The 6,281-nt window shown below is 55.9% G+C and carries 6 protein-coding genes and 2 pseudogenes; 4 read left to right on the plus strand and 4 right to left on the minus strand.

Annotated features, from left to right (window positions below; all coding sequences use genetic code 11):
• Positions 1–44: 44 nt before the first annotated feature.
• Entirely contained in the window at positions 45–941 is an 897-nt protein-coding gene (locus FKW31_RS00520) for an NAD-dependent epimerase/dehydratase family protein (RefSeq protein WP_014106240.1), read from the plus strand.
• A 225-nt stretch (positions 942–1,166) separates the two neighbouring features.
• On the opposite strand, the gene FKW31_RS00525 is transcribed toward FKW31_RS00520, so the two are convergent.
• Positions 1,167–1,586 carry a hypothetical protein gene (locus FKW31_RS00525; RefSeq protein WP_052051562.1) on the minus strand — a complete coding sequence of 140 codons (420 nt, stop codon included), beginning with the start codon at positions 1,584–1,586 and terminating at the stop codon, positions 1,167–1,169.
• A 179-nt stretch (positions 1,587–1,765) separates the two neighbouring features.
• On the opposite strand from FKW31_RS00525, the gene vapB reads away from it, so the two are divergent.
• Together vapB and vapC are read left to right on the plus strand one after the other, a co-directional pair.
• Positions 1,766–1,990 carry a type II toxin-antitoxin system VapB family antitoxin gene (vapB, locus tag FKW31_RS00530; RefSeq protein WP_010511771.1) on the plus strand — a complete coding sequence of 75 codons (225 nt, stop codon included), beginning with the start codon at positions 1,766–1,768 and terminating at the stop codon, positions 1,988–1,990.
• Positions 1,991–2,401, plus strand: coding sequence for a tRNA(fMet)-specific endonuclease VapC (gene vapC / locus FKW31_RS00535; RefSeq protein WP_014106242.1), 411 nt, complete (start codon positions 1,991–1,993; stop codon positions 2,399–2,401).
• A gap of 454 nt (positions 2,402–2,855) precedes the next feature.
• Here the strand turns inward: vapC and FKW31_RS00540 are convergent.
• The 3 genes and pseudogenes from FKW31_RS00540 to FKW31_RS00550 form a co-directional block, all read right to left on the minus strand.
• Positions 2,856–3,328 (minus strand): annotated as a pseudogene (locus tag FKW31_RS00540) (IS630 family transposase); the annotation flags it as partial.
• Between the two features lie 296 nt (positions 3,329–3,624).
• Positions 3,625–4,764, minus strand: coding sequence for an IS110 family transposase (locus FKW31_RS00545; RefSeq protein ID WP_150177105.1), 1,140 nt, complete (start codon positions 4,762–4,764; stop codon positions 3,625–3,627).
• Between the two features lie 79 nt (positions 4,765–4,843).
• Positions 4,844–5,406 (minus strand): annotated as a pseudogene (locus tag FKW31_RS00550) (winged helix-turn-helix domain-containing protein); the annotation flags it as partial.
• A gap of 132 nt (positions 5,407–5,538) precedes the next feature.
• On the opposite strand from FKW31_RS00550, the gene FKW31_RS00555 reads away from it, so the two are divergent.
• Entirely contained in the window at positions 5,539–5,772 is a 234-nt protein-coding gene (locus tag FKW31_RS00555) for a hypothetical protein (RefSeq protein WP_150177107.1), read from the plus strand.
• The last annotated feature ends 509 nt before the right edge of the window (positions 5,773–6,281 follow it).

The raw sequence follows: 6,281 nt of genomic DNA on the forward strand, positions 1-6,281 counted from the left end.
AAGAGTGACGTTGCTGACTGCTATTTTTTATGGGAAGAGGTAAGATGAGGCTGTTTGTTACGGGGGCCAGTGGTTATATTGGCGGCTCCTTTGCTGCTGAAGCTGTTCGCAGGGGACACGACGTACGAGGGCTGGTTCGCTCCGCCGAGAAAGCGGCGGCCTGTGCAGCGTTGGGCATGGTGCCTGTTCAAGGAACGTTGGCGGATCGTGATCTTCTCATAGAAGAAGCCCAAAGAGCAGATGTGGTCGTTAATGCGGCAAGCAGTGATGAGCGGGATGCAGTTGATACCTTTCTCGCGGCGCTTTCAGGTTCCGGTAAAGCCTTCTTGCATACGAGTGGCAGCAGTCTGGTCGCTGATCATGCTGAAGGTGAAGCGAGCGAGGCTATTTTCGACGAGCGCCATATGCCGCTGCCTGTGGCAGAAAAAGCTCCGCGAGTTGCTCTCGATCACGCGATCCTGACAACACCTGGAATACGGTCAATCATTCTGTGTAATTCACTGATCTATGGAAAGGCTCTGGGGCCGACGGCTCATAGTGTCCAGCTTCCCCTTCTGGTAGACTACGCGCGGGAGAATGGCTGCGCCCGCTATATTGGCAAAGGTCTTAACCGCTGGTCGACAGTCCATATAGCAGATGTCGTGGACCTGTATTTCCTAGCGCTTGAACAGGCTCCGCCGGCAACATTTGTATTTGTTGAGAGTGGAGAGGCATCCTTTCGGGATATGGCGCAGTCTATTGCCAATGCATTGAGGCTTGGTGAGGCAACCTCCATGACGGTTGAGGCCGCCATAAAACGCTGGGGGCGTCAGAGGGCTCTGTATTCCCTGGCGTCTAACAGTCGGGTGCGCAGCCTCTACTCGCGGGCATGGGGATGGAAGCCGAACAGTGCAGATATTCACACATGGATTCTAAATAATATTTCAGCAGAAAATCCGTAAGAGAAAGAGGGTACATCTGAATTTCGGCTTTACCACTCCGTCATATACGAGTCAGGAAGCTGGCGTCAGAGCTATCTTACTCGTCAAGGTCATGGTTGCGAATCCGTAGCAGCCTCAAGGCATTAAGAGTGACGAGGGCAGTAGCGCCAGTATGCTTCACGTTGCGGGCCCCCAGGGTGTGGGAGTGGTGAAAGTGAAGAGGTCCGACCGGCAAGGGGGGGCAGGCTAAGGTTCCTTCCGCAATGCTGTGGGCAAGCCTGACGACCAGTGCACCCTGCCATCGCGAAGCGCTTCCAGGGCTGTCTGACCCGCAAGTTCAGGATGAGATTGCATCAGGAAGCGGTAAATGGTCCATCCGCTGTCGCCCAGCATATCGAAAAGTGCGGGCGGGACAGGGAAGGGCTGTCCCGTCGCGTCGATCTGCCAGGCCGGATAGCGCGCTTCTCGTGGTGAGGATTCTGGCAGAACGAGGACAGCATGGGCCTGTTCCAGATCATGCAGGTCTGAGACAGTCAGGCCAAGACGATGGGCAAAAATCTCTCCCGTCAGCATGTCCGGCCCTGACAGAATGGTGGCTGTCAGGTGGCGACCCCGTTCTTCTGCGCGGGCGAAAGCGTCACTTCGTGTTCGTGGCCTGTCTGTCATGAATGCTGTCTTTTTGTCTTTCAGGGAGAGAGGAGAGCGGTCCCATCATGGGGCGGGCGGAAGATCTACTGTATCATCCGGCCCGCTTGTATGCATTCGGTGCGTAGAGCCCTAAAAATACGGGACATCAACGTCCAAATGGGATATACATAATATATATCCATGGGGAGAAATAGCCGATGCTGACCCGTACGACACTCTTTCTATCCAACCGCTCGCAGGCAGTGCGCCTGCCGAAGATGGTCGCCTTCGGGGAGCAGGTGCGTGACGTCGTCATTGTGTCCGAAGGTTCACGACGCATCATCGCCCCCGCTGACGCAGCGTGGGATGATTTCTTTGCGGCTCCCGGCGTGGATCTGGGGGAGCGGAACCAGCCGGCCATGCAGGAACGTGAGGCGCTCTGAATGCTGCGTTATCTGCTGGATACGAACCTCTGTATCCGGGTATTGCGGGATCGACCACAAGGGCTGCGTCCGAGGTTCAACAGCTGTGCGGAGGAACTCTGCATCTCGGACGTGGTTCTGTATGAGCTGCTTTATGGCGCAGAACGCTCGTCCGATCCCGTGCGCACAAGGCGTGAAGTCGAGCGCTTCGCGGCAAGGCTGGCGGTCCTGCCATTCGACAGTGAAGCAGCCGCCCATACGGCAGACATTCGGGCCGAACTTGAACGGAATGGCCGTATCATAGGTCCGTATGATCTCATGATTGCCGGGCATGCCCGGAGCAGAGGGCTGATTGTTGTGACCGGCAATCTGCGGGAATTTCAGCGGGTGGAGGGTCTTCGAACCGAGGACTGGCTGACTGACACGGTCTGACCGGGAAAGGTGCGGCGAGACAGAATATCGATAAAAACGATTATTTATCAATCAACTATGTCATGCAGCGAGCCTCTCCACGAACCCGCTGACAAGTAGCAGTTTTCTTTGGTTGCAGGCCCCCGCAACCAATGTAGCCTGCTCATTACTTGAAGAGCGCAGTTTTCTTCGGTTGCAGGTCCCCGCAACCATACATATCCGTCTGAAAAGACAGAAGAAAAGCCACCCAGAAGGGTGGCTTTTTTTGTGCACAAATCACACCGCAGGAAACACATAGGAAACAGACGGAAAGGTAATCCGGCGCGTTTTTGTCGATTTTCACGTTTTCGTGATATTCTGAGACGATGACGAATGCCGCTCCAGCGTTCGAAGTTACCAACATGTTTCTCCTGACAGGCAGTTTAGCAGGAGCCCCAAAAAATACTCGAATATCAAGGATAACTGCGATGAGGGAACCGACGGATCGGATGGTTTCCGGCAGGTCGGCAAGGTTGTTCCAGGCGGAACAGGCGGCGTCGATGATGTGCTCGATGCTGTCAAAGACGGTATTGGACAACCAGTTGGCGCGTAGGAACTGTCAGACATTCTCGACCGGGTTCAGTTCGGGAGCACGGGACGGTGGGAAGATCAGGCTGACATTGCGGGGCATTTTGAGCTTGGGCATAGATGCCATCCGGCGCGATCGAGCAGGATGACCGCGTGGGTACCGCGGGCGACGCAACGCGAGATTTCCTCGATGTGCAGTTGCATGCTGGCCGTGCCGGTGAACGGGAGCACTAGGCCGGCAGCCTTGCCGCGTGCCGGGCAGATCGCCCCGAACAGCCAGGCATTCTCGTAACGCTGGTCAGCCGGTTGGCGTGGCCGTGTGCCACGCTTGGCCCATTGCCTGACGAAGCAGTTCTTCTGGCCGATCCGGGCTTCGTCCTTACATGAGGGTTCGGGTGTCAACGTATTTTTGCGATGGTGTGTCTCCTATCCCTGTGGTCATAAGTAAGGTGCTTTTATGAGCTCGGGGCCATTCCGTATCGCAGCAGCGGCTGCATCACCTTACATGCGGTCGGATCGCGCGAGCGACCCGCACCATAATGCCTCTTGCACGAGGCTCTGCCCCGACGACGCGCGACCCACCTGAAACGCGGTAGCATGGCATTACCAAAAAAGAAGACGGTCGCGTTCCCCGTATCGCCGCTGGCGACTGATCGTCCCGCGGCAATCCTGTCTATTTATCCAGCGGCCGGTCCCTTACCGAATGCAAGACCGTCCGGTATCGATCTAGTCTCCACATAGCGCCAAAGCGCAATCAGGAGTTTTCTCACCATGGCCACGATCGCAATGCGCCGTGTCCGCCCTTTCAAGGTGCCGACGCGCTCACGAAACCATGTGGCGAGCCCACTTGCGGGCTGATAGCGTAGCCACAGCCAGGCGAGTTGGATCATCGCCGTCCGCGCTCGCGGGTTTCCGGCCCGGCTGATGCTTCGATCACGATCCATGCCGCCACTTTGATAAGGCATGTGCGTAATGCCGACGTAACTGGCCAGTTGGCGACGGTTGTCGAAGCGGCGATAGAACACCTCCCGAACGAGAACGGCAGCGAAATTCTCACCGATGCCGCGAATCTGCTTCAGCGAGACAATCTTTTGAGTCACACGGTCATCCATCGCTGCGGCGTCCAGTGTCTTGGCGCGTTCAGTTTCCAGTTCTCGGATCAGTTCCAACGCCAGGAGAAGCCGACGACGCAGGCGGTCGAGTTCAGCACGAAGGAACGGCGGCAGTTCCCGCCCGTCGCCCGTGCGCAACGCGGCGACGTCGCGCTCCCAGGATCGTAACGACGGTCTACCCCGGATGCCTTGGGTAAACAGCAGCGCCTCTATTCTGTTTTCGATACGCAGCCTTTCCTGCACAAGGTGTTCGCGTTCGCGGTGTGTACGTTTGGCATCCTCCTCGTCGGGTGTCGGCACATGCACCATGCTGCATATCTGGCGATCACCATTGAGCCATGCCGCAAGCACACGCAGCATGCCTTCCGCGTCGAGACGGTCCGTCTTCGCCCGACGTGCGCGGCGATTGACCAGAATGCTCGTGGGCTCAAGTACATACGCGGCGATACCATGCGCTGTCAGTAAACGATACAGCCAGAAGCCATCGCGGCCGGCCTCGAAGCAGCATGACACATCTGCGACATCACCTGGCTGGGTCAACGCGCGCGTTTGAAGCTCCGCGATCAATTTCAGCAGCCCTGAGGCGTCGCCACCTTCGAAGCGATGCAATCGGGATTTCGCGGCTCCCGGGACAGTCTTTACCGCGACAAGCCAGGAGGAAACGCTGAGTTCGATGGCAATGTGAATGGCGTTCTCGGATGACATGACAGGAACTCCCTCGTCATTGATGCTGACACGCTTGAGATTGAGCCTTTTTTGTTGGCGGTGTCTGCCCTCATAGCATCTGGAACCAGATCTCGATCGGCTTTCCCTTCGGCAGATGGCCGACATGGGCGTTCAGGATGCGCGGGAAGTTTTTTTGAATGCTTTCATGACGGCAGGATCCTGCCCCGGATGACGCGGCCGGGCGTTGACATGAGAAAAACCGAGCCGTTTCAGCAAAGTGGAAACATGCCGCTCGTGGTAGACGACGCCGAAGCGCTCCTTGATCACGCGTTACAGATCGATCCGGCGCCAGCGCACCACACCATCACGCTGCCGATCCGGCCCCGCCTCGACCAGGACCTTCAATTCGGCCTGCTGTGCGATGTTCAGACGGCAGGCTGGCCCCGCGTGCTGATAGCCGCGCAGGCCATCGGGTCCTTCGGCATTGAAGCGGTGAACCCAGTCTCGCAATGTCTGGCGGTCCATACCACCCACGCGGGCTGCATCGGTGCGGCTCGCCCCGTCACGGATCGCCGCCAGAGCCAGAAGCCGGCGCGCAGCATTCGCATGCCGACTGCGCGCCGCAAGCCGTCTCAGGTCAGAGGCCGAATAGTCATCCCGTAGCTTCACCGCCCTCGTCATCAGCCAGTTCCTCCCGCAGCAACAGAATCAGAGTCAACTCCGTTCGTCACTTCACATACGAGTCAGGGGCTACATCCTTTGGTATGATGCTTTCAAAACAGACCTTGCTTACCCACAGAACGGAGCAAGTGCATGGACGGAGATTTTTCGCTTTTACGGACCGACAAGGCGGTCATCAGGTTGTTCACAATCCGTTTGAAGCCTCAATTGGAATCAGTGTTGCTGGCTACGGTCTGTGATGCAGAAATCATGCAGCATGTTTACCGGCTGTGCTACGGCCCCCCTTTTTTTCAGAAATTCTATTTTCTGCTCAATGGTTTCGACTTTGGGCGGGCATATGATGACGAACTCTGCGCGGAGGACTGAGGATGGACCCCGAATATGAAATTCGTCCTGGCGCCTGACCATCTTGACTATCCATAAGATCGTGCAGGTCTGCTGTGTTTTGGCCTGGAGATGCAGATATTTCTCCTGCGCACGGTGTTGGAAATCTTCGATGCGCAGATGGAGGCCTGCAAGGCATAAAGGCAATTGTCTAACGGCAGTAAAGTAGATCACGCTAATTACTTCTTTTGTCTCGGACCGAACCGTTGAACATGGTTCCGTGGAACCGGTAGTCTGATTTGATTCTCAATGATTTTTAAGAATGTGGCTACAGTCCCATAAAGGTATCAATATAATTGATACATAACATCAATTATATTCGCTAAAATATATAGGTTCGACATAGTAACGTTCCGAAGCCGATACAAAATGAGTGTGGTTAGGAAAGATCAATGATGATCTGCATGTCCAAGAATGATGATCCGCAGTTCTGGAGCAATGCTCGCCAGCATCTCATTCGATATGGAGGAAAATTTGAAAACCTCATTATC

It is taken from the genome of Acetobacter sp. DmW_136 (assembly GCF_008690365.1).
Classification (GTDB): domain Bacteria; phylum Pseudomonadota; class Alphaproteobacteria; order Acetobacterales; family Acetobacteraceae; genus Acetobacter; species Acetobacter oryzifermentans.